The 25,360-nt window shown below is 66.7% G+C and carries 26 protein-coding genes; 15 read left to right on the plus strand and 11 right to left on the minus strand.

Annotated features, from left to right (window positions below):
• Positions 1 to 54 precede the first annotated feature (54 nt).
• The 3 genes from AC5RWA_RS06465 to AC5RWA_RS06475 are packed head-to-tail and all read left to right on the plus strand — an operon-like array spanning position 55 to position 1,974.
• On the plus strand, positions 55 to 606 hold the full coding sequence (locus tag AC5RWA_RS06465; RefSeq protein ID WP_494056977.1) for an RNA polymerase sigma factor: 552 nt from the start codon (positions 55 to 57) through the stop codon (positions 604 to 606).
• Entirely contained in the window at positions 603 to 1,490 is an 888-nt protein-coding gene (locus AC5RWA_RS06470) for a hypothetical protein (RefSeq protein WP_115526144.1), read from the plus strand. The genes AC5RWA_RS06465 and AC5RWA_RS06470 overlap by 4 nt, the downstream gene beginning before the upstream one ends.
• A gap of 58 nt (positions 1,491 to 1,548) precedes the next feature.
• Positions 1,549 to 1,974 (plus strand): CoA-binding protein, encoded by a 426-nt coding sequence (locus tag AC5RWA_RS06475; RefSeq protein ID WP_494056978.1) that lies wholly within the window; start codon positions 1,549 to 1,551, stop codon positions 1,972 to 1,974.
• A gap of 27 nt (positions 1,975 to 2,001) precedes the next feature.
• Here the strand turns inward: AC5RWA_RS06475 and AC5RWA_RS06480 are convergent, their stop codons facing one another.
• A complete protein-coding gene (locus AC5RWA_RS06480) occupies positions 2,002 to 3,030 on the minus strand; it encodes an isopenicillin N synthase family dioxygenase (protein WP_079598162.1) in 1,029 nt (342 codons plus the stop codon).
• A gap of 45 nt (positions 3,031 to 3,075) precedes the next feature.
• Between AC5RWA_RS06480 and AC5RWA_RS06485 the strand changes: the two genes are divergently transcribed.
• The 5 genes from AC5RWA_RS06485 to AC5RWA_RS06505 all read left to right on the plus strand — a co-directional run bounded on the left by AC5RWA_RS06485 (position 3,076) and on the right by AC5RWA_RS06505 (position 5,698).
• Positions 3,076 to 3,483 carry an MmcQ/YjbR family DNA-binding protein gene (locus AC5RWA_RS06485; RefSeq protein WP_115526146.1) on the plus strand — a complete coding sequence of 136 codons (408 nt, stop codon included), beginning with the start codon at positions 3,076 to 3,078 and terminating at the stop codon, positions 3,481 to 3,483.
• Entirely contained in the window at positions 3,476 to 4,033 is a 558-nt protein-coding gene (locus tag AC5RWA_RS06490; RefSeq protein ID WP_115526147.1) for a DUF1990 domain-containing protein, read from the plus strand. Before AC5RWA_RS06485 ends, AC5RWA_RS06490 begins: the two co-directional genes overlap by 8 nt.
• A complete protein-coding gene (locus AC5RWA_RS06495) occupies positions 4,030 to 4,347 on the plus strand; it encodes a putative quinol monooxygenase (protein ID WP_115526148.1) in 318 nt (105 codons plus the stop codon). Before AC5RWA_RS06490 ends, AC5RWA_RS06495 begins: the two co-directional genes overlap by 4 nt.
• Positions 4,347 to 4,640 (plus strand): DUF503 domain-containing protein, encoded by a 294-nt coding sequence (locus AC5RWA_RS06500; protein WP_115526149.1) that lies wholly within the window; start codon positions 4,347 to 4,349, stop codon positions 4,638 to 4,640. The genes AC5RWA_RS06495 and AC5RWA_RS06500 overlap by 1 nt, the downstream gene beginning before the upstream one ends.
• Positions 4,641 to 4,888: 248 nt before the next feature.
• A complete protein-coding gene (locus AC5RWA_RS06505) occupies positions 4,889 to 5,698 on the plus strand; it encodes a type IV toxin-antitoxin system AbiEi family antitoxin (protein ID WP_494057078.1) in 810 nt (269 codons plus the stop codon).
• 70 nt (positions 5,699 to 5,768) lie between these two features.
• On the opposite strand, the gene purL is transcribed toward AC5RWA_RS06505, so the two are convergent.
• From purL to purS, 3 genes are read right to left on the minus strand one after another with little or no spacing between them, the layout of a single operon-like run.
• The gene (purL, locus tag AC5RWA_RS06510; RefSeq protein ID WP_494056979.1) at positions 5,769 to 8,078 is read right to left on the minus strand and encodes a phosphoribosylformylglycinamidine synthase subunit PurL; all 2,310 of its coding nucleotides are present in this window, start codon (positions 8,076 to 8,078) and stop codon (positions 5,769 to 5,771) included.
• Entirely contained in the window at positions 8,075 to 8,848 is a 774-nt protein-coding gene (gene purQ / locus AC5RWA_RS06515) for a phosphoribosylformylglycinamidine synthase subunit PurQ (RefSeq protein WP_079598155.1), read from the minus strand. The genes purL and purQ overlap by 4 nt, the downstream gene beginning before the upstream one ends.
• 1 nt (position 8,849) lies before the next feature.
• Positions 8,850 to 9,101, minus strand: coding sequence for a phosphoribosylformylglycinamidine synthase subunit PurS (gene purS, locus AC5RWA_RS06520; protein ID WP_003798434.1), 252 nt, complete (start codon positions 9,099 to 9,101; stop codon positions 8,850 to 8,852).
• A 256-nt stretch (positions 9,102 to 9,357) separates the two neighbouring features.
• Here purS and AC5RWA_RS06525 point away from each other — a divergent pair, with 256 nt between their 5' ends.
• Both AC5RWA_RS06525 and AC5RWA_RS06530 read left to right on the plus strand, forming a co-directional pair.
• Positions 9,358 to 9,543 carry a hypothetical protein gene (locus AC5RWA_RS06525; RefSeq protein ID WP_079598154.1) on the plus strand — a complete coding sequence of 62 codons (186 nt, stop codon included), beginning with the start codon at positions 9,358 to 9,360 and terminating at the stop codon, positions 9,541 to 9,543.
• A 250-nt stretch (positions 9,544 to 9,793) separates the two neighbouring features.
• Complete coding sequence (locus tag AC5RWA_RS06530; RefSeq protein ID WP_494056980.1) at positions 9,794 to 12,925, plus strand: S8 family serine peptidase; 3,132 nt, start codon at positions 9,794 to 9,796, stop codon at positions 12,923 to 12,925.
• Between the two features lie 81 nt (positions 12,926 to 13,006).
• Here AC5RWA_RS06530 and AC5RWA_RS06535 read toward each other — a convergent pair whose 3' ends face one another.
• The 4 genes from AC5RWA_RS06535 to AC5RWA_RS06550 all read right to left on the minus strand — a co-directional run bounded on the left by AC5RWA_RS06535 (position 13,007) and on the right by AC5RWA_RS06550 (position 15,379).
• Complete coding sequence (locus tag AC5RWA_RS06535; RefSeq protein WP_494056981.1) at positions 13,007 to 13,342, minus strand: subtilase-type protease inhibitor; 336 nt, start codon at positions 13,340 to 13,342, stop codon at positions 13,007 to 13,009.
• Positions 13,339 to 14,268 (minus strand): 3-methyladenine DNA glycosylase, encoded by a 930-nt coding sequence (locus tag AC5RWA_RS06540; protein ID WP_494056982.1) that lies wholly within the window; start codon positions 14,266 to 14,268, stop codon positions 13,339 to 13,341. Before AC5RWA_RS06540 ends, AC5RWA_RS06535 begins: the two co-directional genes overlap by 4 nt.
• Complete coding sequence (locus AC5RWA_RS06545) at positions 14,246 to 14,815, minus strand: SSI family serine proteinase inhibitor (RefSeq protein WP_494056983.1); 570 nt, start codon at positions 14,813 to 14,815, stop codon at positions 14,246 to 14,248. The genes AC5RWA_RS06540 and AC5RWA_RS06545 overlap by 23 nt, the downstream gene beginning before the upstream one ends.
• 96 nt (positions 14,816 to 14,911) lie before the next feature.
• Positions 14,912 to 15,379 (minus strand): MarR family winged helix-turn-helix transcriptional regulator, encoded by a 468-nt coding sequence (locus AC5RWA_RS06550; protein ID WP_115526155.1) that lies wholly within the window; start codon positions 15,377 to 15,379, stop codon positions 14,912 to 14,914.
• 73 nt (positions 15,380 to 15,452) lie between these two features.
• Between AC5RWA_RS06550 and AC5RWA_RS06555 the strand changes: the two genes are divergently transcribed.
• Together AC5RWA_RS06555 and AC5RWA_RS06560 are read left to right on the plus strand one after the other, a co-directional pair.
• Complete coding sequence (locus AC5RWA_RS06555) at positions 15,453 to 15,695, plus strand: hypothetical protein (RefSeq protein WP_079598181.1); 243 nt, start codon at positions 15,453 to 15,455, stop codon at positions 15,693 to 15,695.
• Between the two features lie 134 nt (positions 15,696 to 15,829).
• Positions 15,830 to 16,045, plus strand: a complete 216-nt coding sequence (locus AC5RWA_RS06560) for a hypothetical protein (protein WP_079598148.1) — start codon at positions 15,830 to 15,832, stop codon at positions 16,043 to 16,045.
• Between the two features lie 100 nt (positions 16,046 to 16,145).
• On the opposite strand, the gene AC5RWA_RS06565 is transcribed toward AC5RWA_RS06560, so the two are convergent.
• Positions 16,146 to 17,504, minus strand: coding sequence for an aspartate kinase (locus AC5RWA_RS06565; protein WP_079598147.1), 1,359 nt, complete (start codon positions 17,502 to 17,504; stop codon positions 16,146 to 16,148).
• 221 nt (positions 17,505 to 17,725) lie between these two features.
• Between AC5RWA_RS06565 and AC5RWA_RS06570 the strand changes: the two genes are divergently transcribed.
• From AC5RWA_RS06570 to AC5RWA_RS06580, 3 genes are all read left to right on the plus strand, one after another.
• Complete coding sequence (locus tag AC5RWA_RS06570) at positions 17,726 to 18,682, plus strand: ABC transporter ATP-binding protein (protein ID WP_115526224.1); 957 nt, start codon at positions 17,726 to 17,728, stop codon at positions 18,680 to 18,682.
• Positions 18,679 to 19,806, plus strand: coding sequence for an ABC transporter permease (locus tag AC5RWA_RS06575; RefSeq protein WP_494056984.1), 1,128 nt, complete (start codon positions 18,679 to 18,681; stop codon positions 19,804 to 19,806). The genes AC5RWA_RS06570 and AC5RWA_RS06575 overlap by 4 nt, the downstream gene beginning before the upstream one ends.
• A gap of 124 nt (positions 19,807 to 19,930) precedes the next feature.
• Positions 19,931 to 21,052 (plus strand): hypothetical protein, encoded by a 1,122-nt coding sequence (locus AC5RWA_RS06580; protein WP_494056985.1) that lies wholly within the window; start codon positions 19,931 to 19,933, stop codon positions 21,050 to 21,052.
• Positions 21,053 to 21,143: 91 nt separating this feature from the next.
• Here the strand turns inward: AC5RWA_RS06580 and recR are convergent, their stop codons facing one another.
• Complete coding sequence (gene recR / locus AC5RWA_RS06585) at positions 21,144 to 21,743, minus strand: recombination mediator RecR (RefSeq protein ID WP_079598146.1); 600 nt, start codon at positions 21,741 to 21,743, stop codon at positions 21,144 to 21,146.
• An 87-nt stretch (positions 21,744 to 21,830) separates the two neighbouring features.
• A complete protein-coding gene (locus tag AC5RWA_RS06590; protein WP_494056986.1) occupies positions 21,831 to 25,346 on the minus strand; it encodes a DNA polymerase III subunit gamma and tau in 3,516 nt (1,171 codons plus the stop codon).
• Positions 25,347 to 25,360: the final 14 nt, after the last annotated feature.

The raw sequence follows: 25,360 nt of genomic DNA on the forward strand, positions 1-25,360 counted from the left end.
GTGGAAGGCCTTCCCGGGCAAACAAACCCCTCTTTGACTGGAAGCACTACGTCCGTGACCGATGCACTGACCGACGAGGCTTTGCGGGATGAATCCCGCCAGGCTGACGTGTTCAGCCTCGTCTACCGGACGTATGCATCACAGGTTCTGGGCTATCTCACAGCCCGGGGAGTCGAGGATCCGGAGGCGGCAATGCAGGAGGTGTTCCTCTCCGTCCTGCCCCGGTTTGCCACTATGCACGGTGGTGCCGCAGGACTTCGCACATTTATTTTCTCTGTAGCCCACGCCCGCATGGTCGATGACCACCGCCGGCAGAACCGCACCCCCGCAAAACTGCCGTTCGAGCCCGAACTGGACCGGCGGGAAGACTCATCGGCCGAAGACGTGGCGCTGGAGCGCATCTCCCCGCAGGAGGTCCTCCGGCTGCTGGACGGACTTCCCGGTGACCAGCGGGAAGTGCTGTCGCTTCGCCTGGTGGCCGGGCTCACCGTTGAGCAGGCGGCCGAGGCCATGGGCAAAACGGCGGGGGCCGTGAAGCAGCTTCAGCGGCGCGCGCTCCTCAAGCTGCGGGAGCTGTCCGGCGTGAAGGAGTACCTCACACCATGACGCGCTCCCCGGACAGCCTGCACCACCTGGTGGATGACATGCTCAGTGACGCTGGCCAGGCCGGCGATTCCGATCTCCGTAGCATCCTCCTTTCACTCGGATCTTTGGCGTCCCTTCCCGTGCCCGCTCCCTCCGGCCCGCTTGCCCGGTTGATGGCGGGTTCCGCGACGGAAGCCGTGGAACCTGCGGCAGCGGGCTTAAACGTGCTGAAGGATGTCCAGGATGCTGCCGGCGATGAGCTGGCGCTGCGGCGGCGGTTGCGCCGGCACCGGCCAACTGTCCTGGGCCTTGCCCTGCTTGCCGGCATGGGCACCGGGATAGGAGGAGTCGCTGCCAGTTCACCCGCTCCCGACGGAGGCAGCCACTCTGTTCAGCAGCTGCTGGAAAACTGGTCACCGTCCTGGACCATCCAAGGACAGGCCGCCGCCGGACTGGTGCAGCCGGATGACCCGGATGGCGTGGACGGTCCCGGCGCAGGGCAGCCTGCCGCGGAACCGGTGTCAGCAGGACCCGGTCCTGCTGACAGCCATCATCTGCAGCAGGACCCCGCACCCGGGCCGCAGCAGGCAGCGGAACCCCGCCCGTCGGCCGTGGCCTCCGGTGAGGCAGGAAAAGCTCCACGTGCCCTTGCCGGCGGGCAGGAACCCGGACGGCGCAACCCTGCCGCCGGGACTGCCACCCCAGGAGAAGGCGGGCAGCGGCAGCCGGGCGGCGGCGGCCCTGCATCCGGCCTGGAGAAAGAACCTGCTGATGAGGCCGTCCTGCCGCCCGTGAGCATTGTTGTGGAGCCGCTGGAGGACGTTGTCCTGCAGGCTGAAGATGCCATCGGGGCAGTGGCTGAGCCTTTGCCGGGGAACAGGTGGCTGCGGAAGTTCAGCCGGTAGCCCAGACTGGGCGCCGGGGCATGGCCGGGACGCAAAGTCCGCCCGGTAGGCTAAGCGCATGGGCCATACCAACGATCCTGCTGTCATTGAACGCCTTATGCGCACCAAAGGCCGGTGGGCCATCGTGGGCCTCACCACCAACGAATGGCGCGCCGCCTATGACACGTCGCTGTTCATCAGGGACCGGCTGGGCATGGAGATCATCCCCGTCAACCTGCCCGGTGATCCGGTGCACGGCCAACAGGGGTACCGCACCCTGGGTGACATCCCGCGTGAAAAGCACCCCATCGACGTCGTGGACTGCTTCGTAAACTCCCACAGGGTGGGAGCGGTGGTGGATGAGGCCATTGCCGTGGGCGCCAAGGCGGTCTGGCTCCAGCTGGGAGTGATCGACGAGGATGCGGCGGCGCGGGCGAAGGCTGCCGGCCTGGACGTGGTGATGGATGCCTGTCCCGCCCAGCAGGCCTGGATATTCAACACCTGATCCTGCCGTCCGCCCCGGCCGGGCTCCTCAGCGTGTCATCAGGTGGGGATAGTGCCGTTCGGTGACATCGGGGTGGGCGCGCATCCGGCCCTTCAGCATGTTGAGCCCGAACGAGGCCAGCAGCGGGTTCGCGGGGTCATCCGTGATGCCCCTCGCCGCTGCCTTCAGTTCGGGCGGCAGGGGTACCGGCTTGATCACGGCGTCCAGCCGGGGGGACCAAAAGAACGGGACGGAGTACCGGTCCACGCCCGGCGGCGGTGCCTGCACGCGGTGGATGGTGGCGGCGAGGTATCCCTCGGTTGCCACTTCCAGCATCTCGCCCAGGTTCACCACCAGGGCGCCCGGGATCGGCTCCACGGGCAGCCAGCCGGTGGCCCCCGGGGGCTGCACCTCCAGACCGCCCACGCCGTCCTGCAGAAGGAGCGTCACGAACCCGTAGTCCGCGTGCGAGCCCACGCCCTGGTCTCCGGCTGCCTCCACCACGCCGCCAACGTAGTGCACCAGCTTGCCCATCCAGGCAGGAGAGTCGCGGAACGGTTCGTCGAAGTAGTCCTCGGGCAGTTGGAGGGACACCGCAATGGCCCGCAGGAGCTCCATTCCCACCGCGGACATCAAATCGGCCCACGCCATCGCCGCCGGCTTGAGCTCGGGGAAGGACTCGTCCGGCCAGAGGTTCGGCCCCTGAAGCAACCAGTAGGGCTCGTCCGCCGAATAGCTGCTGACGGGCTCCCGTTCCGGCGAGTAATCGATCTGCTCACGCGCGTCTGCCCTGCCCTGCGTCACCTCGGTGCCCATCCGGGTGTATCCCCGGAAATGGGGTGAGAGCCGGTTGTCCAGCTTCATCCGTTCCTCGAGGGGGAGGTCGAAGAAGCGCCTGATGACATCCAGGAGGTGTTCAGCCTGGCCGGGGGAGGCCCCGTAACCCGTGATCTGGAAGAAGCCGACGTTATGGGTGGCATAGCGCAGTTGCTCGATGAATTCCGGACTGAAAGACCCGTAGGGCTGCCGTGCGGTGCTCAGGTCCAGAACAGGAATGGTGCCCTGATCGTGTGACATCCTCGCAGACTAGCACCGCAGTGGCCCGCTTTATAGGCTGGCGTGATGGACCCCGAAGCATTGAGGAAAATCTGCCTGTCATTCCCCGGCAGCTATGAGGATTATCCTTTCGGCCCGGAGACGGCGGTGTTCAAGGTCCGGGCCCACACCGCCGCCGGTGCCCGGCAGGAGGCCAAGCTCTTTGCCCTGTCCTCGATGGACCCTCAGGACTTCTACGTCAACCTCAAGTGTGAACCGTCCCTTGCGGTGCAGCTCCGTGCGGCCAACCCCGAAATCACGGGTGCCTGGCATATGAACAAAACGCACTGGAACGGTGTCCGGCTGGACGGCGCGCTGCCGGACAGCATGGTCAGGGACATGGTGGAGGACTCCTACGACCTGGTGGTGGCGGGCCTCAGCCGGAAGCAGCAGGCGCAGCTGGGATGGGCCCGACTGGGAGCGCCGGATGCGTGACGGGAAGCGGCACGTGAAAGGGGTCCTCGACTACCCCGGAATAGGAAGTACCGAACAGGGCAACGCACCCGCGGACTACTCCCGGGTGCTGAAGGAGGTCCACCTGGGCAATGGGCTTGCGGTCTACGGGCGTGTGGCCCGCGGCATCCTGGGCTGGGAACTGCAGCGGCGGGCCGGGCTGCGTGTCCGTGCCGATTCGCCTGAGGCGGTCACGGGAGCGCGGGTGGTGAGCGGGTTCGGCGTCGGGCCTTTCAGGCTCAACGCGCCGTGTGAAGTGGTCTGGGTGCGGCAGCCCTCCCCGGACGGCTTGCCGCAATCGGCAGGGTTCGGATACGGGACGCTGCCGGGGCACCCGGCCCGTGGCGAGGAATCCTTCGAAGTGGAGATCGACAGCAATGGGGACGTGTTCCTTCGGATCCGGGCTTTCAGCCGGCCCGCCAACTGGTTCTACTCTGCAGGCGGACCGGTAACCCGGGCCGCCCAGCGCTACGTCACCTCCCGGTACATTAAAGGGGCACGCATCCTCGCCGCGGAAGGGACATCCCCGTGATTTTTATCGTCGTCAAATTCAAGGTCAAGCCGGAGTGGTCGGAGCGCTGGATGGACCTGGTGGCTGACTTCACCCGGGCCACCAGGGAGGAGCCCGGCAACCTGTGGTTCGACTGGTCCCGCAGCGTGGAAGACCCAAACGAGTTCGTCCTGGTGGAGGCCTTCAAGGACGACGCCGCAGGCGACCATGTCAACAGCGCCCACTTCAAGCAGGCCATGGCGGACATGCCCCAGGCCTTGGCCGAAACACCCCGGATCATCAGCCGCCAGCTCGACGGCGACGGCTGGGACAGGATGGGGGAGCTGACCATCTGATGTGGATCGGCTGGATTGAATTCGACATCCTCCTGGGCGACGTCCAGAGCCTGAAGGAGAAGCGCTCCGTCATCAGGCCCCTGCTGGCCGAGCTCAAGCGCCGCTTTGATGTCTCCGTGGCCGAGGTGGGGGACCACGACCAGTACCGGCGCTCCCAGGTGGGGGCCGGCCTGGTGGCAGCAGACCGCGCCCACCTCGTGGAGGTGCTGGCCGCCGTCGAACGTCTCGTTGCGGGCAGGCCCGAGATCGAGCTGCTCAGCGCCCGGCAGCGGGAGATCCACAGCGAGGACTGACCCATCGATTGCTCCGTAGCTGCCGTTCTGATCCGGGAAAACGACATGTACGGAACTTTCGATAAGAGGTGTGGATAACTTCCGCGGTCTTTCGCTGATTCTGGTGTCATGGACCGATGAAGACCCCACGTCCGCTGCCGGAGGAGCTCCGGGGGCGCCCCTTCACCATTGCTGACGCGTCGTTCACTGGAGTGTCTCCGCGGCGCTGGCGGCACCGCTCGTTGGAGCGCCATGGCAGGGGTATCCGAATGGAACGCACGACGGCGGAACTCCCCTTGAATGCCAGGGTGAGGCCTTTCATTGAAGTGAATGAGCGGTGCGCCGCCTCCCACCTGACGGCGGCGGAGCTCCTTTCGCTGCCGCGTCGACAGCGAAAGGAGCCAAACGATATGTTTCACATCATCCGTCCCGAAGGTGCGGCACACCTCAACCGGCCGCACGTAATCGTGCACCGAATGAAGCTCTACGACGACGAAGCCACGGTCCATCAGGGTATCCCTGTCACCACGCCGGAACGTACGTGGCTGGATCTCGCTGAATTGCTGACCGTGGATGAACTTGTAGCGGCTGGGGACAGCTGTGTGCGTGTGCCCCGTCCGGAGTTCGATGGCCGGGACATGCCGCTGTGCACCATTGCCGATCTTCAACGGATGATCGACAGGCACAAGGGAAAGCGTGGGCTGCGCAAAGCCAAAGAGGCCATCAAGATGGTCCGCGTTGGCTCCGACTCACCCCAGGAAACACTGCTTCGGCTGGCTGTGGTGCGGGCCGGACTGCCCGAACCCGAACTGAACGTTCCCATCATTGCGGAGGACGGGACACGGCACCACGAACCGGATCTCTCCTACCGGAAGTACCGCATCGGTATCGAATATGAAGGTGAGCACCACGGGGAGGAACTCCAGGTGGTCCGGGACATCAGTCGGTCAGAACGATACTCTGCCCTGGGGTGGACCGAAGTTCGGATCTCGAAGCGCCACATGCCCAACGACGCGAAACCCGCGGTGGCCAAGATCCGCACGGCGCTGATTCAAGCAGGCTGGCGGGGGAGTGATTAAGAATCGATTGCTCCGCACTTGTCGTTCTGAGAGGTCAAAACGACAAGTACGGAGCAATCGACGGAGACTATTAGCCGAAGTACTTCGGCAGCGTCCCCTCGTGGGCTTCGCGGAGGGCGTCCAGGGACAGGCTCTCCACGCCGTTGATGTCCAGTGTGCCGCTGGCTGCGTCCACGACACCGATGCGGGTGTGGGCGAAACCGCGGGCGGTGCACATGTCGGTGAAGCGGACTTCCTCCGAGCGGGGCACGCCCACAACAGCGCGGCCCTGGGACTCGGAGAACAGCGCCGTGAACAGGTCCACGCCGTCCCGGTCCAGGACGTCCTGCAGCGCAATCCTGGCGCCGACGCCGTAGCGCAGCGAGGACTCCACCAGGGCAGCGGCGAGGCCGCCCTCGGACAGGTCGTGGGCCGAATCGATCATGCCGTCCCGCGACGCGTTGATCAGGATCTCACCCAACGCACGCTCGGCGTCGAGGTCCACCTTCGGCGGCAGGCCGCCCAGGTGGCCGCGCATGTTGGCCCACTCGGAACCGTCCAGCTCGGCGGCCGTGGTGCCCAGCAGGTAGATGGCCTGCCCGTCCTCACGCCAGCCCGACGGCGTGCGGCGGGCGACGTCGTCGAGCTTGCCCAGGACCGCCACCACGGGGGAGGGGTGGATGGGGGTGGTGCCCGTCTGGTTGTACAGGGACACGTTGCCGCCCGTGACCGGGATGCCCAGCACCATGCAGGCGTCGGACAGGCCGCGGATGGCCTCGGCCAGCTGCCACATAACATCCGGGTCCTCGGGGGAGCCAAAGTTCAGGCAGTCGCTGACGGCCATGGGAACGGCGCCGGAGGTGGCAACGTTCCGGTAGGCCTCTGCCAGCGCCAGCTGCGCGCCGTGGTAGGGGTCCAGGTAGGTGTAGCGTCCGTTGGCGTCGGTGGCCAGGGCCACGCCCAGCCCGGTTTCCTCGTCCACGCGCACCACGCCCGCGTCATCCGGGAACGCCATGGAGGTGTTGCCGCCCACGTAGCGGTCGTACTGGTCCGTGATCCAGGACTTGGAGCACATGTTCGGCGATGCCACCAGCTCGGTGACGGCCTTGGCCAGCTCAGCCGGAGCGGAGGGGCGGCCGGCGTCCTGCACGGAACCGGTGAAGGTATCCCCCTGGACGTCGTCCTGCCACGAGGGACGCGCAAACGGGCGGTCGTAGACCGGGCCGTCGTGCGCCACGGTGCGGGGATCGACGTCGACGATTACCTCGCCTTCCCAGGTGATGATGAGGCGGCCGCTGTCGGTCACCTCGCCCAGCCAGGCGTATTCCACAGCCCACTTGTCCATGACAGCCTCAAACGCTTCAACATTCTCCGGCGTAACCACGGCCATCATGCGTTCCTGCGACTCGGACATCAGGATTTCGCCCGGGGTCAGCGTGGGGTCGCGCAGCAGCACGGAGGTCAGCTCGACGGCCATGCCGCCGTCGCCGTTGGAGGCGAGCTCCGACGTGGCGCAGGAGATGCCCGCGGCGCCCAGGTCCTGGATGCCCTCAACCAGCGAGCCCTTGAACAGTTCCAGGCAGCACTCGATCAGGACCTTCTCGGCGAAGGGGTCGCCCACCTGGACGGCGGGGCGCTTGGAGGGCTTGGTGTCGTCGAAGGACTCGGACGCCAGCACGGAGGCGCCGCCGATGCCGTCGCCGCCGGTGCGCGCACCGAACAGGACCACCTTGTTGCCCTTGCCCGAGGCGTTGGCCAGGCGGATGTCCTCGTGGCGCATCACGCCCACGGCCAGCGCGTTCACCAGCGGGTTGCCCTGGTAAACGGAGTCGAAGACCATCTCGCCGCCGATGTTGGGCAGGCCCAGGGAGTTGCCGTAGCCGCCGATGCCGGCAACGGCACCGTGCATGACGCGGGCCGTGTCCGGGTGGTCGATGGCGCCAAACCGCAGCGGGTCCATGACAGCGACCGGGCGGGCGCCCATGGAGATGATGTCGCGGACAATGCCGCCGATGCCGGTGGCTGCACCCTGATAGGGCTCCACGAACGACGGCGAGTTGTGCGATTCGATCTTGAAGGTCACGGCCCAGCCGTCCCCCAGGTTGGTCACGCCGGCGTTTTCGCCGATGCCCACCAGCATGTCCTTCTTCATCTCCGGGGTCACCTTGTCGCCGAACTGGCGCAGGTGGTTCTTGGAGGACTTGTAGGAGCAGTGCTCGCTCCACATGACGGAGTACATGGCCAGCTCGGCGCCGGTGGGGCGGCGGCCCAGGACCTTGACGATCTCGTCGAACTCGTTCTGCTTCAGGCCCAGTTCGGCCCAGGGCAGTTCCGTGTCCGGAGTCTTCGCGGCGTTCTCGACGGTGTCGATATTGAACTTCTTGGTGGTGTCGATGCTCACTTGTCGCCTCCCACAATCTTGGTCAAAACGGAGGTGAAGAAGCCCAGCCCGTCGGTGTCGGAGCCGCCGATGCCGTCCAGCGACTCGGGGCCGAAGCCCGGTTCCGTGGCGTGCTCCGGGTGCGGCATGAGGCCCACCACGTTGCCGGCGGCGTTGGAGATGCCGGCGATGTCGCGGCGGGAGCCGTTCGGGTTGAAGCCCACGTAGCGGAACACCACGCGCCCCTCGGCCTCAAGGGCGTCCAGGGTCTTCTCGTCGGCGATGTACTGGCCGTCCTGGTTCTTCAGCGGGATGGTGATCTCCTGGCCCGCCTGGTAATCCAGGGTCCACGCGGTGTTGCTGTTTTCGACGCGCAGCACCTGGTCGCGGCACAGGAACTTCAGGTGGTCGTTCTTGATCATGGAGCCGGGCAGCAGGTGCGATTCCGTGAGGATCTGGAAGCCATTGCAGATACCCAGGACAGGAAGCCTTGCGTCGCTGTTGGCGGCGTCGATGATCTTCGACATCAGCGGAGCGAAACGCGCGATGGCGCCGGCCCGCAGGTAGTCGCCGTAGGAGAACCCGCCGGGGATGACGACGGCGTCCACGTCACCGAGTTCGGTGTCGCCGTGCCAAAGTTCGACGGCGGTGCCACCGGCGAGGCGGACCGCGCGGGCGGCGTCGCGGTCGTCGAGGGTGCCGGGAAAGGTGACGACGCCGATGCGGGCGCCGGCAAGGCGCGGCTCGGCCGCGACTGCAACGGCTTCGCCAATCAGGGGAAGTTCAGTCATTTCAGGCCTCGACGACCTCGACGTTGACGACGTCCTCGATCACGGGGTTGGAGAGGAGGGTCTCTGCGGCGTCGCGGGCCTGGGCCAGGATGTCCTCGGTCACCTCGCCGTCGACCGTCAGTTCAAAACGCTTGCCCTGGCGGACAGAGCTGAAGCTGGTGAAGCCCAGCCGGGGGAGAGCGCCGACGATCGCCTTCCCCTGCGGGTCCAGAATCTCGGGTTTGGGCATGACGTCAACAACGATCCGGGGCATCCGGTAACTCCTGTGCGTGAGCTTGGGTAAGGGCGCAGCGGAGTGGTGCCGTCTCACGCCGTACCGGGTTGGGGAAACTGTTGTGGTTGACAGTGAGGACGGGCGCTCCGCGAGCTTGCCATCCCATTCTACCGGCCTCAACGCCCCTGCTTGTATTCGGCCAGTCCAAGCCTGCGGGCACGGTGTTCGGGGGGTCCTCCTGACCTGGTCTGTCCAGGTTCTGGAGTTGCCGAACCGGCTTCACTAGGATTGCGGGATGGCAGAGAAATCGAAGTCCGTCCTGTTGCCGATGGTTGCTGCGGCGGTATTCGCCGGACTCGGCAGGATGGTTCTGCAGAAAGTCAAGGCTGACCGCTTAGCGCGGGAAAACCGCGTGGCCGGTCCGGTCGATGAGAAGACCCGGCAGTGGATCAGCGACGTGGTCCGGACGCCGCGGCAGTAGCCCGGCCAGCTCCTCCGCGCCGCCATCAGGGCGCCCTTCGGGGTGCCCTTTTTTCGTGCCCGGATCATGCTGCGGGCGCCCGGGGGGAAGGCAATTTTGCAGCCTGTGTCCTATGTCATATTCGGCTATCACTCTGTACTGTTTGAACCGGCTGGTCTCATTGATTACAAGACCTGTAAACCAATATGCCAGGCCTGTCGTTTCGGGCCCGCAACCATAGCTGGGCCGGTACATCGTGAAAGGGTTGCACGTGAGATCAACTGGAAAGAGCCCCGTCAGGGGCGGGGGATTTCGGAAGGCGGCGTCGCTCGCCGTCGGCCTGCCGCTTCTCCTGACGTCGATGGCCATAAGTCCCGCCACCGCGGTGCCAGCCAGCCAGGACCGGCAATCAGCAACAACACAGTCCGGGGCACCGCAGTTCAACGACGGCCGCTACATCGTGGTGCTGGCCGGGGCGGCGGCAGCAGCATACGAAGGGGAAACGCCCGGACTGGCCGCAACCAAACCCCAGAAGGGCAGGAAGCTGGACGCCGGCAGCTCGAACTACAACGCGTACGACGCGCACCTCCGCAAGCAGCAGCGGGACGTAGCGGCAGCCCAGGGCGTCACGCCAGCCAAGCAGTACACGGCAGCCCTCAACGGTTTCAGCGCCGAGCTGACCGCGGCCCAGGCCTCCGCCCTGTCAAAGGACAACCGCGTCCTGGCGGTAGCGCCGGATGTGGAAAACGCGCCCGACTACACCACTACGGATTTCCTCAAGCTCACGGGCCCCGACGGTGTCTGGGCAAAGCAGTTCGGCGGGGAAGCAAACGCGGGTAAAGGCGTGGTGGTGGGCGTCATCGACTCCGGCTACGCACCGGACAACCCCTTCCTCCAGGGTGAACCGGTGCAGCCGCTTCAGGGCCAAGCGCAGGTGGGCGTTCCCTACCGCACGGCTGACGGCAAGATTGCCATGCTCAAGGCCGACGGCACCACGTTTACCGGGGAATGCCAGAAGGGCGAAGGGAGCGGCGCGGCCTTCGACGGTTCACTGTGCAACTCGAAAGTCATCGGTGCGCGCTACTTCGCGGACTCCTTCCTGCAGTACGTGGCCCCTGGAAACCGCGCACCGCAGGAACTCATTTCACCCGTCGACGTCGGAAGCCACGGAACCCACACCGCCACGACGGCCGCCGGGAACGCGAACGTCGACCAGGTGATCGACGGTGCCGGCTTCGGCAGGAGCTCGGGCGTTGCTCCCGCCGCGAAGGTGTCGGTCTACAAGGTGTGCTGGGAAGACACCAGCCCGGACACCGGTGGCTGCTACTCCTCCGCTTCCGTAGAGGCAGTGGAAGCCGCCATCAAAGACGGCGTGGATGTCCTGAACTACTCAATATCGGGCAACAACAACGGCACCACCGATCCCGTGGCATTGGCCTTCCTGAACGCTGCCGCGGCCGGTGTGTTTGTCTCCGCCTCCGCCGGCAACTCCGGTCCCGCCGCCTCCACGGTCAACCACGCCTCGCCCTGGCTGACCACCGTTGCCGCGTCCACTTTCCCGAGCGAGCTGCTCGGTACCGTGAAGGTCTCCGACGGCTCGCTGTACCGCGGTGCGTCCATCATGAAAACGGAAGTTGCGGACAAACCTGTGGTGGTCGCTGCAGCGGCAGCCGCGGCGGGAGCTGCGAACCCCAACCTCTGCGGCCCCGGCAGCCTCGACCCGGCCAAGGTAGCCGGCAAAGTGGTGGTGTGCGACCGCGGGGTGGTGGACCGGACGGCCAAGAGCCAGGAAGTCCAGGCCAAGGGCGGCGTGGGCATGATCCTGGTGAACCTCACCAGCAGCTCCGAGGACGCGGACAACCATGTCCTCCCCACCGTGCACGTCAACGCCCCGAAGAGCCTGGAACTGAAGTCCAAGCTGGAGGCTAACCCCGCCCTGACGGTCAGCCTGGTCAAGGGCGACCTGACCGGTGAACCGCCGGCCGCCGTCCCGCAGATCGCCGGATTCTCCTCCCGCGGCCCCTCCCTGGCATCCGGCGGTGACCTGCTCAAGCCCGACATCGCAGCACCCGGAGTCAATGTTTTGGCCGGCGTCTCCACCATCGGAAACGACGGGGAACAGTTCGGGTTCATGTCCGGCACGTCCATGGCCGCACCCCACATCGCAGGTTTTGGTGCCCTGGTCCTCAGCAGGCAGCCTGCGTGGAGCCCCGCCATGGTGAAGTCCGCGATGATGACCACGGCCTACCCGCTGGTCAACGCGGACGGCTCCGCCAACACCGATCCCTTCCAGGGCGGTGCCGGCCACATTGATTCCACCCGGGTCCTTGACCCCGGGCTGGTCTACAACTCTGGCATCAAGGACTGGCTGGGCTTCTTGAACGGGCAAGGAGTGGACACCGGGGTACCGCAGGCAGGCACCATCGCCGCCCGCGACCTCAACCTGCCGTCCATCGCGCTGGGCAGCCTTGTGGGGGAAGTCCAGGTCAAGCGGCAGCTGACGGCGCTGGTCCCGGGCATGTACCGCGCGGAAGTCACCATGCCGGGCTTCAGCGTCCAAGTGGAACCCCAGTCACTGAACTTCTCCAAAGCAGGCCAGAGCCGCGAAGTAACACTGACCATCCGCAACGTCAGTGCCGCCGTCGGCACGTTCAGCACCGGAACCCTGGCCTGGAAGGGTCCCCGCACGGTGACCTCGCCTATCGCCATCCGGCCTGTTGATGCACAGATCGCTCCCTCCTTCTCCTTCAGCTCCGCCACCGGCAGCGGCAGCGGCACCATGGAGCTCGTGTCCGGCTCGGACGCCCCGATAGCAGTCGGCGTTGAGGGGCTTGCCCCACTCAGCCAGACCGCCATTACCAAGACCCCCGGGGCGTATGCGCCCACCAACGATGCGCACAATGCCCTGATGCAGGTGAATGTTCCGGCGGGAACGTCCTTTGCCCGCCTGGGCGTCCAGGCCCAATCCGACGACGTCGACTGGGACATGGTGGTATACGCGCCGAACGCCTCGGGTGGACTGACGACAACCCAGGTGGCCACCGCCTCTGCCAGCGAGTTCCTGGAACTTGAGGCACCGCGGGCGGGCACGTACTACATCGTGGCCAACCTGTACTCCACCCCGGACAACGGGGCGGCCAGCGCGGCGGTCCAGGCAGTGACGTTTGCCGGTGATGCCGGCAACCTCACGGTGGAGCCAAACCCCATTGTCGCTCCGAACGGCACGGCCACCTCGGCCACGGTGTCCTGGTCTGGCCTGTCCGAAGGGTCCTACCTCTCGCGGCTGAGCCTGGGCGGAAACGGCATTCGGACTTGGGTAAACGTCCAGGTGGGTCCAGCGGCCTCCGCCGCCCCGGCCGGGTCTCCGCCCCTGGCCCTCACCCAGGCGCTGCCGTCAACCTGATAATCACAGTGCACCAGGCTTAGGGTCCCGGACGGCAAAACCGTCCGGGACCCTTGTCCTTTCCGCTGCCGGTCCGCACGCTTAGGTGGCGGTGCCGCCGCCCAAAAGGGGTGCCATGGTGTTCCAGCGCGAAATCTCACAGCCGTCTGTCCGGCTGAATACGGCTTCGACACGGCGCCCGTGGAAAGTTCCGCTGACCACGGCCACCTGCGGCCCGCCATACTGCTGGGTGCAGAGCCTCGGCGGTGCCGGCGTGGGAAAGAAGATCCGTTCGCCGAACCTCTCCACCACAGCGAGGGCAGCGGCCGGGTCCGGCACCGTTGAGTCCGCAGACGGCGTTCCGTCAGTGGCTTTCAGCCGGAATTCGTATTCGACGGCGGCGGGGTCCTCCCGCAGCCTGATAATCAGATCGATCATTGAACGCCCGCCGATACGGCCGCCAGCGCCAGGGCAAGCCGCTCCCGCAGTACTGCCGCCTCCGCCGCAAAGGACCGCTGGTACTCAACGTAGGCGGCCTTGCCCTGCGGCGTCTCGATCGGGATGGCGGGGTATCCCCATTCGGCCAGGTCGTAGGGGGAGGCCTGCATGTCCATGGCGCGGATCCGCCAGGACAACTCGAAACAGTCCATCACCAGTTCGCTGGGAAGCACGGGCAGCAGCTTGTACGCCCACTTGTACAGGTCCATGTTGGCGTGCAGGCAGCCCGGCTGCTCCAGTTGCCGCTGGGTTTCGCGGGTGGGTGCAAACTCGTTCAGGGGAGTGGCATCAGGGGTATAGAAGCGGAACGCGTCAAAGTGCGTGCAGCGGATCCGGTTGTCCTCCACCACCTTGTCCGTGCCCGCCGGTCCAAGACGCAACTGGAGGTACTCGTGGCGCAGGTCGAACCTGTCCTGGTGGTACACCATGGCCCATTCGTGCAGGCCGAAACAGCCGAACTGTGCCGGCCGTGCCGCTGTGCCCCGCAGGATGATGCTGGCAAAAGCCACCGCGTCCCTTCGGTCGGCAAGGAAGGCGCTCCGGTCAACGGTGACCGCGGTGCTTCCCGCCGGCAGCCCCAGGGAGGCAAGCTCGCCGTCGTCGAGCATCCGGTAGTGTTTCCAGCCGCTGCGGACGGCCGCTTCCGCTCCCGGAAGGACAGCCCCTGCCCCGGGGTGCCAGCGGCGCAACTGGCCGGGTTTTTGAGTGTAATAGGTGAAGAGGAAGTCCTCGACCGGATGTTTCTGCCCGGCGGACCTGCGCGCCAGGTAGGGATCAGCGTAACGGCCGACGCGCTGCTGGTGGGCTTCTTCCCGCGCCCTCCACTCGTCCGCCGCCAGGAGGCTAAGCTGCTCCACCGGCGGCACCAAGAATATCCTTTGCGCCATCCCAGGCGCTGATTTCGCAGCCGTTGGTACGGGCGAACTCCGTGTCCACGGGCACCCCGTCCACCACTCCGGTGACCGTCGCTTTTTGCGGCCCGCCGTACTGTTCCGTGCAGGCCTGGGCGGTGCCGGGAGTTGCCGGATTCAACAGGGCGGCGTTTTCCTTCAAGGCTGCGCAGGCCGCCGCGGCGTCGGGGTGGCTGCTTTCGGCGGAAGGGACACCTGCCTCGCACACCAGCGTATGGCTTACCTCGGGCTCGCCTTCGGCAGGGATGACCGTGATGGCCAGTTCGGCATTGCCCTGGCCCGGGCCCGCAGCGGGCGGCAGTGAAGGGGCCGGAGCCGGCGCCGGAACCGAGGTTTCAGCGTCCGGTGAGGGTGAAGGTGCGGAAGTCCCGGAGGCCGTTGCCGATGGGGAGGAAGGCGTCGCCGAGGGCGACGGTGATCCGCCGTCCGGGGTAGGGGTGCAAGCCGGCATCAGAAGCGCGGCAATTGCCAGGGCTGCCAGGCGCAACCGCATTTTATGCATGGCCCGATGCCTCTTTCATCCTTCGATTCTAGCTGCTGTGCTGGGCCTGTTCCGGGCCGCGCCGGAGCCCCTGCGCCCCTGCCTGCCCCCGCGCCCCTAGGGACGGCCTTCGGCCGTGGCGGCGATGAGGCCCATCATGGACGCATGCAATTCGGCGACCTGCTCCCGCGTGAGCCCGAGCCGTTCCATCATGGTCCCGGGAACCTGCAGGGCCTGCTGCCGCAGGGCTGCTCCTTGTGGGGTCAGTTCGACGGCGAGCGCCCGCTCGTTCCCGTCTGCCCGGCCGCGGGTAATGAGGCCGGCCGCCTCGAGCCGGCGGAGCAGCGGTGAAATGGTGGCCGGTTCCTGCGCCAGGGCTTCGCTGATGTTCCGCACGGTCCGGGGGCTGGTTTCCCAAAGGGAGAGCATCACGAGGTACTGCGGGTGCGTCAGGTTGAGTTTCTCCAGCACGGGCTTGTATGCCCCGACAACGCTCCGTGCCGCGACCGTGAGGGCGAAGCACAGTTGATGCTCCAGGAGCAGGTCGTCGTCCTGTCCGGCGTCTGCCGTTGCCGCGGTCTTCAAGGCGTCCTCCAATTGTTAGTGCACTAATTATTAGCGTACACTCTTGGTAGGAAATATAGGAAAGGGGCCGGACATGGGCAAGGGCAACTCGGAGTATCAAGGCAACGCCTCACAGAGGTTCATGCGGGCCACCGGCAAGCTGCGGGCCATCTTCGGTCCAGCCAACCGGTCCTCCCTGGTTCACGACATGACCGAGGAGAACCGGCGGCTGCTCGCACAGCGGGAAGCCGAAAGCCAGCAGTGGGAGACCATCACGCGGCCGGACGGCAGCACCTACGTTGTTCCCAGGAACCCCGACGACAAGTCCCTGCGCTGACCGGGTGCCTGCGGATTGCCTGCACCCCGCCCGTCGGAGCCTTTTCCCGGGCTGCGGCGTAAAATAAGGGCACTGGCACCCGAAAATGCCAGAAAACTCTTTGCCCCGGCATACCGGGAAGGGGGTGGAAAACAATGCCACATGTACTCAGCGGGTTCATGAGCGCGACAGACAGGCTCCGCTTCTTCTTTGGGCCTGCCACCCGGCTGGACACCGATACGCCCGTAGTGCACAAGCATGACGAATTCGAGCAGGCCTCGGAGGAGGATCTCTCGCACTTCGTGGTGGAAACCGACTCGACCGGACACCACTACGCCGTACGCCGCGAAGACCTGGACCGGGAGGCCTGAGCCGCCCGTTGCAGGATCCACCAGCCCACAAAAAGCCGGGCCGCCTTCCGAAAGTCTGGAAGGCGGCCCGGCTTTTGCGTGGGCAACGGTTGGTTGCCGCTTAGCGGCCCGTGCCGCCGTAAACGGTTGCTTCGTTGTCGCTGTCCAGCTCAAACGCCTTGTGGATCACGCGGACTGCCTCGTCGAGGAGGTCAGCATGGGTGACCACGGAGATGCGGATCTCGGAGGTGGAGATCATGTTGATGTTGATGCCGGCGCCGGACAGGGCCTTGAAGAATGTCGCCGAAACACCGGGGTGGGAACGCATGCCGGCGCCGATCAGGGAAAGCTTGCCGATCTGCTCGTTGTATTCGATGCTCTCGAAACCGATCTGGTCCTGCGCTGCGTGCAGGGCGGTGAGGGCGTCGGCGCCCTCGACGATCGGCAGCGTGAACGAAATGTCCGTCCGTCCGGTGCCGTGCGTGGACACGTTCTGCACGATCATGTCGATGTTGGAGTGGGCGTCGGCGATGACCTGGAAGATTGCGGCTGCCTTGCCGGGGATGTCCGGAACGCCCACAACTGTGACCTTGGCTTCGGAACGGTCGTGTGCAACGCCGGAGATGATTGGCTGCTCCAAGGCAACTCCCTCTTGAGTGGTGATCTTGTCTTCGGCGCTGGGAATGACCCAGGTGCCTTCATGCTGGCTGAATGATGAACGGACGTGCAGCGGCACGCCGAACCTGCGGGCATACTCGACGCACCGGAGGTGCAGGATCTTGGCGCCGGAGGCTGCGAGTTCGAGCATTTCCTCGCTGGAGATGGTGTCAATCTTCTGTGCCGAGGGGACAACGCGCGGGTCTGCCGTGTAGATGCCGTCCACGTCGGTGTAGATCTCGCAGACGTCGGCTTCCAGTGCGGCGGCAAGCGCCACGGCGGTGGTATCTGAACCGCCGCGCCCCAGGGTGGTGATTTCGTTGGTGGCCCGGCTCATGCCCTGGAACCCGGCAACGATGGCGATGTTTCCCTTGTCGAGGGCGGTGCGGATCCGGTGCGGATCGACGTCGATAATGCGGGCCTTGCCGTGGATGCCGTCAGTGATCATTCCGGCCTGCGAACCGGTGAAGGACTGGGCGGAAGCGCCGAGCTTGTTGATGGCCATGGCCAGCAGCGCCATGGAGATGCGCTCGCCCGCGGACAGCAGCATGTCCATTTCACGGGCGGGGGCGGAATCGGTCACCTGCGCGGCGAGATCCAGGAGTTCGTCCGTGGTGTCACCCATGGCGGACACCACAACCACTACCTCGTTGCCGGCTTCCTGGGCGTCCACCACGCGCTTGGCAACGCGTTTAATGCCGTCGGCGTCCGCCACGGAGGATCCGCCGAACTTCTGCACGATGAGCTGTTTCGTCACCGCACGGCCGGTGGGCAGCACCTGGGGCTGCGTTGTGTTGTGCACTTCGGTAGTGGGCGTACTCATGCGCGTACCTTCACTGGATCAATTGGAGTTCTGGAGGTCAGGCAGCCTGACGCCAGGACGGCGCGACTTCCTCCGACAGTTTATCGCCGCCCGCAACGCGGCGTTGAATTGTGACCGAATCTCCGCCCGCAGGAGGAGGGCCGGGGAAGGACGGCGGGCGTACGCTCAAGTGATCGGATGCATAAAACTGTGGGGGGACAGGTGCGTGGAACATGGCAATGATGTCGGAAACATCGGAAGGACCGGACGGGCCGGCGCCCGACGGCGGTATTACGGCCAGGGCGGTCAGCCGCAGCTTCGGCGCGGTGCACGCCGTCGAGCATATGGACTTCCATGCCCCGGCCGGCAAAGTCACGGCCCTGATAGGGCCGAACGGCGCAGGCAAGACAACACTCCTGCTGATGCTGGCATCGCTGCTGGCACCGGATGAGGGAAGCATCAGCGTCGGCGGGCTTGACCCCAGCCGGAACCGGGCCGAGGTCCGCAGCAGGCTCGGCTGGATGCCTGACACCCTGGGCGTCTGGGAGTCACTGACCGCGCGCGAGATCCTCACCCAGATGGCCCGCTTCTACCGGCTTCCCGCGGCCGGCATAGGGCAAAGGGTTGCTGAGATGCTGCAACGCGTCCGGCTGGCCGACCTCGCCGACCAGCCCGCCCGCGTCCTCTCCCGGGGACAGCAGCAACGGCTCAGCCTGGCACGTGCATTGATCCATGATCCCTCCGTCCTGCTCCTTGACGAGCCGGCATCGGGGCTGGACCCGGGCTCGCGGGTGGAGCTTCGGATCATGCTGCGGCAGCTTGCGGCTGAGGGCAAAGCAGTGGTGGTGTCCTCCCACGTCCTGAGCGAACTTGATGAAATCGCTGACGGCGCCGTGTTTGTGAACAAGGGGCGTACCGTCCGGCAGCAGACCACCGAGGAGGCCGCCGCCGGTGGCCGGCGGTACGCCATTACGGCATCGGACACCTCCGCGCTTGCCGCCACACTCACGGAGCTTGGCCTGGTGTTCCGCGCTGAGGACGGGCGCCGCCCGGGCGTGAGCCTCACCCTTCCCAGCGAAGGGGACGCGGAGAGGCTCCTGCGCGATCTGGTGCTCGCCGGCGTCGGCATCACTTCCTTCGCTCCAGCGGCCGGAGCCCTGGAAGAGACGTACATGAACCTCGAGGGGGAGCGGCAATGAGCCAGCTGACAGGCAACCGGGAGGACACCTCCCGCTCAGGCGTGGCAGCGGCCTACCTGGCCGGCATCGGCCATGTGGTGGCGTTGGAACTGAAACAGCGGCTGCGGTCGCGCGGCTGGTACATCATGCTGGCCATCTGGTTCCTGCTGACGGGGCTGGTCACGTGGCTGACGTGGGCAAGCTGGAATGCCTCGCAGGCCGCCCAGCGGGCATTCGGCATGCCCCCGGAGTCCAGCGGCCCGGGCTCCATGATTTTCGAGGTGGTCCTGGCGTTCGTCCTGTTGTTCGCCCTGCTGGTGGCGCCTGCCTTGTCAGCCAATGCGGTGAACGGCGACCGGGCCGGCGGAACACTTGCCATCCTTCAGGTAACCCTGCTGGAACCCGGCCAGATCCTGTGGGGAAAGTTCTTTGCCGCCTGGCTCGCGGCGTTGGGCTTCCTCGTTGCCAGTACGCCGTTCCTGGTCATCGGCGTGGCGCTCGGCGGGCTGACCCCTGGCCACGTGCTGGTGTCACTGCTGATGCTTGCCGTGGAAGTGGGCGTCGTGTGCGCCCTGGGCGTCGGCATCTCGGCGCTCGCCGGCCGGCCGCTGTTTTCGATCGTGGTGACCTACCTTGCGGTGGCCGGCCTGGTTTTCGGAACATTGATCTCCTTCGGCCTCGGCACGGGGCTGACACAGGGAACGGTAATGGCCAACAACGCCCAGTACCGGGAATATGCGCCGCTGCAGTCGGGCCCTTTTGAACCGACGTACACCTGTTCCGGCCCGCTCCGCGAGCAGCCGGCACTCCACACCGAGCGCGTGGCGTGGACGCTGGGAATGAATCCCTTCGTGGTGGTGGCGGACGCGATTCCGTACCGGGACCGCACCAACCAGCAGGGTTTCCCGTCCGTGGGGGCGATTGAAGGCATCAGCCAGGCAGCGCGTCAGGCAATGGCAGGGCCGGAGGGTACCGTGCCGTGTGCGAACGGGATTGTGCAGCCGGCCTACCTGGGGCAAAAGACACCGCTGTGGCCCCTCGGCCTTGGCCTTCAGCTGGTGCTGGCAGGGCTTTTGATGTGGCTGGGCTGGCGTGCCCTCCGGACGCCTGCCCGCCGCCTTGCCCGGGGTACCCGCATCGCCTGAGCATGCAAGCTCTGGACAGGCCCGCGGCGTGGGACCACGATGGGACGTGATGGAGTTCGTGCGGCCGGCGTGCCTGCCGGTTTCAGCCGGGGCTGGGGCCTGACCAGGGAAAGGTGGGTCCCCCGTGGCCGACGACCCGCAGACATCTGTTGATTCGATGGCCGATCCCTATTTCGAGCCGATCGGGCCAGGCGCTTTTCCGCCGCTGCCGAACGACAAAGACATCGACAACGACGGCGACGACGGGCGGCCGGGCCGCGATGCCCGGCGTTTTGTGGCGGCTGGCTTTGTGGCGGCCGGGCGGGCGGCCGTGGCCGACGTGCTGGGAACCGTCCGGACACTTCGGTTCTGGGCAGTTGCCGTGGCTGGCCTCTGCGCCACATGGGCCGTTGTTGCCGCCCTGGTGCTCCTGCCGGGAACGGCCGGAGATTCCACGGAATGGGTGCCCACCCCGGTCGTTGCGTACGTGATGGCTTCTTCGCTGTTGCCGGCTACGGCCGCCTTGGTGGCAATGCACTGGGGTATGCGGTACTGGGCGCCGGCGGCCGCCGGCGGGGATCCGGAGCGCAGGATCTTTGCTGCCGTGCTCGCTGCAGCGTTGCGTGGCCTGGTCTTCGTGGTGCTCATCCTCACCACCCTGCTGCTGCAAGCGGCGGCCGCCGGTGAACCCGGGACTGCGGCGGCCATTTCGGCCGGCGTCGCAGTGGTTGAAGGCGCGCTCTTCGGAGGCATGGGGGTGGCTGTTGCCGCGCTGGGGTGGCGTGCTGGCCGGACGCGTGTTGCCGGCTGGGCTCTGGCATTGTTCCTGGTGGCAGGAAGTGTTGCAGCTGCTGCTTTCCTGGTGCCCGCCGTCCGGACAGAGGAACCGGTCACAGTTGCCCTGAACATCGAGCGGGCGCCGGATGGATCCACCGTCGCCTACGAGTGCTCAGCCGTTTCGGTGGGGGTAGCGGAGGTGTACCGGACGGAGCGGGTTATGTGGCTCCCCGCTGCCAGTCCCAGCGTTCTGTTTGTGATGTTGGCCGGAGACGCCGGCACCGGCGCGGGACTCATCAGGTCCCTGTCAGCGGCATTCCAGGAAGCGGCAGACGGAACCCAGGTGTTGTGCGTCAATGGTGAACCGCGGAGCAGGGATGCACAGCGCATGCCGATGGCCGCGGTAGGGCTTCTCCTGCAGGCAGCGGTGGCAGGTGCGCTGCTGGTAGGTGCACACGCGGCAGCGGACCGCCGTCGCCGGTCCGCCTAGCGGGCGCATGCTGCGCGGCTGGCAGAACTCCGCGGCAAGTACGCCCCTGCGCGCAGCCGGGTTACCTCCCGGTGCCCGCAGGGGCGGGCGGTCAGGTCAGTGCGTTCCGCCGGCCTTCGAAGGCGCGTCCCAGGGTGACTTCGTCCGCGTACTCCAGGTCTCCGCCTACGGGGAGGCCGGACGCGAGCCGGGTGACCGCGATGCCAATGGTCTTGAGCATGCGTGCCAGGTACGTTGCCGTCGCCTCGCCCTCAAGGTTGGGATCCGTGGCGATGATGACTTCCTGGATGGCACCGTCATTGAGCCGTGTCAACAATTCCCGGATCCGCAGCTGCTCGGGACCAATGCCAGCGATCGGATTGATGGCTCCACCCAAAACGTGGTACCGGCCGCGGAACGAGCGCGTGCGCTCTACGGCCAGGACATCCTTGGATTCCTCCACCACGCAGATGACCGCGGGGTCGCGGCGGGGGTCACGGCAGATGTTGCAGAGCTCCTGCTCGGTAACGTTGCCGCAGACCGTGCAGAATTTGACCCGGTCCTTGACCGTGGTGATTGCGTCCACCAGCCGTTTCATATCCTGCGGGTCTGCTTCAAGGATGTGGAACGCCAGCCGCTGTGCGGATTTGGGTCCCACGCCCGGAAGGCGTCCGAGCTCGTCTATCAGCTCCTGGACAGCACCTTCGTACACGATTTCCTCTTTAGCTTGGTGTGGACAGCGGGTAAAGCAAAGGCATCCGGAGCAACGCCGGCCGGTTCAATGACCGGCCTGTAACCGTCAGTATCTGGGCGGGAGGGGGCTTCCGTCGGCGGAGCGCTCCTCAATCAGCTTTCCGCCCAGAATACGCTCCACCGCCGCGCGCCCGAACACACCGGACTCCTCGATGGTCTCATCGTCAGCGCTGGGGATGTCCTGGACATAGCTGGCGGCAGCCGCAACCGCCCGGGCAGGTGCCTTGGCGCGGCCAGCCTCGGCTTCAGGACTGTTGGACAGCCGCTGGTAAAGGCTTTGCCGGGTTTCTCCGCTGCCGGCCCCAGGGGTTGCGACCGGAGAAGGCGCGCTTGCCCTGGAGGCCGCGGGGACTGGCGAACCGGCAGGGGTTGGCCGGGGCGGAGCGGCCGTGACGGGAGCGGCAGCGGGCGCAGCCGACGCCATGGCGTACTCCGGGGCCCGAACGCGCTCAGGTTCGGGCGCGGCCGGGACCGGGAAAGACGGCGCTGGGGAGGCCGAGCCTGGCGATGCAGAACCAAGGGACGCCTGTACTGGGGTTGCCTGCCCCGGGAAAGATTGTCCGGGTGCCACCGGCTGTGCCCGGTCCTCAAGGGAAGAGGCAGGGGCTGAGGCAAGGCCCCAGTCCGGTTCCGCGGGCACCCCGGGCGTGGTGACCGGGATGGACGGTGGCACCTGGGCCGTGGCGGGTTCGTAGCGGGGCGCTGCTTCCTGCCCGGCCCCCGTGCCGGAAGTGGCGGGGGAAGGCGTCCTGCCCACGTTGCTCTCGTTCCCGACAACCCACACCCCGGGTGCCTGTTCGACGGCCCGGGCCCAAGGATCGTGGGCAACATCGGCAGCGGCGGGACGGTGCGCCGCCGCAGCTCCGGGCGCGGCGGTTTGGTCCTGCCTGTCCTGGCTTCCGGAGCTGCGGGGAGCCGGTGCCGTCACAGCTGGAGCGGGGCGGCTTACCCCTCGGTTGGAAGACGGCTCCCAATCCAAAGGGGGTTCCTCATCCAGCGGTGGAGCGTCTTCGTCGCGGGGCGCGCCCCAGTCGTCGTCCGAGTATGAGTAGTCCCCCGCCAGTGGGGGGTAAGAATTGGTTCCGGCTGATGCGGGGGCCAGCGCCTGGGGCTGGGAGGGCACACCTGCGGCCGGACGCCCACTTGCTTCCCGGGACGGGCGGGCAGGGTTCGCGTCCTCGGGGTGGGCAGGCGCGGGGCCGGTGGCTGGTGCTGCCCCTCCAATGCCTGCCACCGCGCTGCTGCCGGATGCACCCCCTTGGCGGATGCCGTCAGGGCGGGGCCCTTCGCTGCGCCTTTCGAGGCTGGCAGTGTGCCCGGACCCGGAAGGTGTTGGCGCCGGTGTGGCCGCGCCTGCGGGGGAACTGGAAGTTCTCGGCGCCGGCACGGATGTGGCTGGCGCGGGCACCAAGCCCCAGGCGACGTCAGCTGACGTGGCCGGGGCTGTATGGCTGACTGGCGCTTTTGGGTTTGGCTCAGAGCTCGCTTGCACGCCGCCGCCGGCCACCGCGTTGATCTGGCAGTCGATGCCCACCGTCTTGTGGATCGCCTGGCGCAGGTTGTCCGAATGGTCGGCACGGCCGAAGGCCCCCGCCAGTCCGGACGTCGTGAACGAAAGGGTGAGAACCGCTCCGTCGAAGGCGCTCACCTGCGCGTTGGGTTCCACGAGGGCCCACGTGCTGCGCTTGATCTTGGACAGGGTCTGCAGGACATCCGGCCAGGCGCGGCGCAGGACTTCGACGTCGCCCATTGCTGCGGGGGCAGCCGCCGGGGCGGGGCTGGTGGCAGGGGCATTGCCGGGGCCGTTGGCTGGACCGCCGGCGACGGCAGCCGCGGCAGGGCGGGCGCCGACGGGACCGTTGGCGGCACGTTCCACTCCGGCGGCAGGTACCGGGGGAGCGACCGGCGCAGGAACGGAACGTTCGGGGGCCGGACGTGCAGGTGACGGGCCATCAGGTGACCGGCGGACAGCCGAGGTTTCGTCCACGGGCCAGTCATTGGTGCTCACCCCGGGAGCCGTCAGGGGTGTCCGGCCGGAAGCGTCCGACGATGCACTGCCGCCAGGGGCGGGAACGCCCCGGCCGGCTTCAGCGGCTGCTGGCTCCGGCGTCACAGGCTGGCGTGATTCCTCCCGTGGCGAGGCCGCAGGCACCCCTGCGGGTTCCGGATGAACCGGGCGCACTCCGGCAGGAGAAGCGGGCTCGGCCTGAGCAGCCTGAACATCGGGTGCCGTCACGTGCGGAGCGCCCGCGGGGGAGGCTCCAGTTCCGCGTGCCGCCTGGGGAGCGGGGGCAGCGGTAGCTGGAGCAGCAGCTCCGGCGCCGGCCGCACCCATGCCGGCGGGAGCACCGACGTCGTTCCCGGCGTAGTTGAGGCGCCGTTCCACCCGGTCAATCCTTGCGGCCATGCCGCGCTCGTTCTGCTCCGAGCTGGGCAGCAGGATGCGGGCGCACAGCAGCTCGAGGTGCAGCCGCGGGGATGTGGCACCGGTCATCTCGGTCAGCGCCGTGTTGGTGACATCAGCCGCCCGCGACAACTCGGCGGCGCCCAGATTATGGGCCTGGTTCTGAAGCCTTGCGATCTGGTCCGCGGGCATTCCCCGAAGGATGGTCTGGGCGCTTTCCGGCATCGCCTGGACGATGATCAGGTCGCGGAAGCGCTCCAGCAGGTCCTCGACAAAGCGGCGGGGATCATGGCCGGTTTGAATGACCCGGTCCACCGCCCGGAAAACGGTGGCGGCATCAGAAGCAGCCACCGCCTCAACGACGTCATCGAGGAGCGAAGCGTGGGTGTAGCCGAGCAGTGCGACGGCGAGCTCGTAGTCCAGGCCGTTGGGACCGGCGCCGGCCATGAGCTGGTCCAGCACGGAGAGCGAGTCGCGGACGGACCCTCCGCCGGCGCGGATGACCAGCGACAGCACGCCGGGAGCCACCGGGACGTTTTCCTGGTTGCAAAGCAGTTCCAGGTAGGCCATCAGGGGCTCGGGCGGCACCAGGCGGAAGGGGTAATGGTGGGTGCGGGAGCGGATGGTCCCGATGACCTTGTCCGGCTCGGTGGTGGCGAAGATGAACTTGATGTGTTCCGGGGGTTCTTCAACGATCTTCAGCAGGGCATTGAACCCGGCGGACGTCACCATGTGGGCTTCATCGATGATGAAGATCTTGTAGCGGTCCCGGACGGGGGCGTACGTGGCCCGTTCACGGAGATCACGGGCATCGTCCACGCCACCGTGGCTGGCGGCATCGATCTCGATGACGTCCAGCGATCCTGACCCGCCACGGGCAAGTTCGACGCAGCTTGGGCACGTGCCGCAAGGGGTGTCGGTAGGGCCTTCGGCGCAGTTCAGGCAGCGTGCCAGGATGCGGGCCGACGTGGTTTTACCGCAGCCCCTGGGACCGGAAAAGAGGTAGGCGTGGTTGACGCGGTTTTTCCGCAAAGCCGTCATCAGCGGCCCGGTGACGTGCTCCTGCCCGATGACGTCTGCGAACGAGTCGGGACGGTATCTGCGGTAGAGGGCGGTAGTAACTGTCACAGAGAAAACCCTACCAATCCGGGCTGACATCCTGCCGCCCTGTG

This window comes from Arthrobacter sp. 210 2 (assembly GCF_059093025.1).

Bases quoted from the DNA above. Each gene is read 5' to 3' on its own strand.
- AC5RWA_RS06470 (WP_115526144.1), top strand. From the start codon at position 603: ATGACGCGCTCCCCGGACAGCCTGCACCACCTGGTGGATGACATGCTC.
- AC5RWA_RS06475 (WP_494056978.1), top strand. From the start codon at position 1,549: ATGGGCCATACCAACGATCCTGCTGTCATTGAACGCCTTATGCGCACC.
- AC5RWA_RS06480 (WP_079598162.1), bottom strand. From the start codon at position 3,030: ATGTCACACGATCAGGGCACCATTCCTGTTCTGGACCTGAGCACCGCA.
- AC5RWA_RS06485 (WP_115526146.1), top strand. From the start codon at position 3,076: ATGGACCCCGAAGCATTGAGGAAAATCTGCCTGTCATTCCCCGGCAGC.
- AC5RWA_RS06490 (WP_115526147.1), top strand. From the start codon at position 3,476: ATGCGTGACGGGAAGCGGCACGTGAAAGGGGTCCTCGACTACCCCGGA.
- AC5RWA_RS06500 (WP_115526149.1), top strand. From the start codon at position 4,347: ATGTGGATCGGCTGGATTGAATTCGACATCCTCCTGGGCGACGTCCAG.
- AC5RWA_RS06505 (WP_494057078.1), top strand. From the start codon at position 4,889: ATGGAACGCACGACGGCGGAACTCCCCTTGAATGCCAGGGTGAGGCCT.
- purQ (WP_079598155.1), bottom strand. From the start codon at position 8,848: ATGACTGAACTTCCCCTGATTGGCGAAGCCGTTGCAGTCGCGGCCGAG.
- purS (WP_003798434.1), bottom strand. From the start codon at position 9,101: ATGCCCCGGATCGTTGTTGACGTCATGCCCAAACCCGAGATTCTGGAC.
- AC5RWA_RS06525 (WP_079598154.1), top strand. From the start codon at position 9,358: ATGGCAGAGAAATCGAAGTCCGTCCTGTTGCCGATGGTTGCTGCGGCG.
- AC5RWA_RS06535 (WP_494056981.1), bottom strand. From the start codon at position 13,342: ATGATCGATCTGATTATCAGGCTGCGGGAGGACCCCGCCGCCGTCGAA.
- AC5RWA_RS06545 (WP_494056983.1), bottom strand. From the start codon at position 14,815: ATGCATAAAATGCGGTTGCGCCTGGCAGCCCTGGCAATTGCCGCGCTT.
- AC5RWA_RS06555 (WP_079598181.1), top strand. From the start codon at position 15,453: ATGGGCAAGGGCAACTCGGAGTATCAAGGCAACGCCTCACAGAGGTTC.
- AC5RWA_RS06560 (WP_079598148.1), top strand. From the start codon at position 15,830: ATGCCACATGTACTCAGCGGGTTCATGAGCGCGACAGACAGGCTCCGC.
- AC5RWA_RS06565 (WP_079598147.1), bottom strand. From the start codon at position 17,504: ATGAGTACGCCCACTACCGAAGTGCACAACACAACGCAGCCCCAGGTG.
- AC5RWA_RS06570 (WP_115526224.1), top strand. From the start codon at position 17,726: ATGTCGGAAACATCGGAAGGACCGGACGGGCCGGCGCCCGACGGCGGT.
- AC5RWA_RS06575 (WP_494056984.1), top strand. From the start codon at position 18,679: ATGAGCCAGCTGACAGGCAACCGGGAGGACACCTCCCGCTCAGGCGTG.
- AC5RWA_RS06590 (WP_494056986.1), bottom strand. From the start codon at position 25,346: ATGTCAGCCCGGATTGGTAGGGTTTTCTCTGTGACAGTTACTACCGCC.